This is a genomic window from Microbulbifer hainanensis, from assembly GCF_014904735.1.
Lineage (GTDB): Bacteria > Pseudomonadota > Gammaproteobacteria > Pseudomonadales > Cellvibrionaceae > Microbulbifer > Microbulbifer hainanensis.
Window position 1 is genome coordinate 1 of sequence record NZ_JACZCR010000081.1, and the last position, 569, is coordinate 569.

The 569-nt window shown below is 58.0% G+C and carries 1 protein-coding gene; it reads left to right on the top strand.

Going from position 1 to position 569, the window contains the following annotated elements; translation table 11 throughout:
* Positions 1 to 87 precede the first annotated feature (87 nt).
* The coding region (locus IG168_RS20415; protein ID WP_193166450.1) for a hypothetical protein at positions 88 to 569 on the top strand (482 nt) is incomplete at its 3' end.

The following is a 569-nucleotide window of genomic DNA, read 5'->3' on the forward strand; positions in this document are numbered from 1 at the left end:
ATTAGATGGGACCAGCTTCAGCTCAGCATCGGAGCTCTCGACCTTTCCTTGAATGGCGGTAACACGGTCACTGACGGATACAACATCGTGACGAACTTCTCCGCCGGCGGAGTTGATATCGACATGATCGCGTCATTCCTAGAGAAAGAGGGAACCGTCGAAGTCGTAAGCAACCCGACAGTTGCTCTAATTTCCGGCTCGGCCGTGCGTCTTGATGACACGACGACGACCCCGTACCTCGCTTTTGAGCCAATCGCGCCGACCGGTACCGATAATGAAGACGTCGCAAGCGTGACAACCGGCGTCGACACGCGAGAGCAGGTCACCGGCATCGTCCTCGAGCTGGCTGGCGATTATCATTCCGGCCTTGTCACCACCCAGCTTCGCCTTACGGTCTCGGACACTCTTGGCTTCGTCGAGTTCCAGGTTGGCGACATCTCATCACAGCAGCCGCGCACAACGCAGCGAACCATCACCACTCAGATATCCACACCTCCCGGCCAAACAGTCGTCATCGGCGGCATCGCTCGTTCGTCCTCTACGGGCGATCGGCAGGGTGTTCCGCTTCT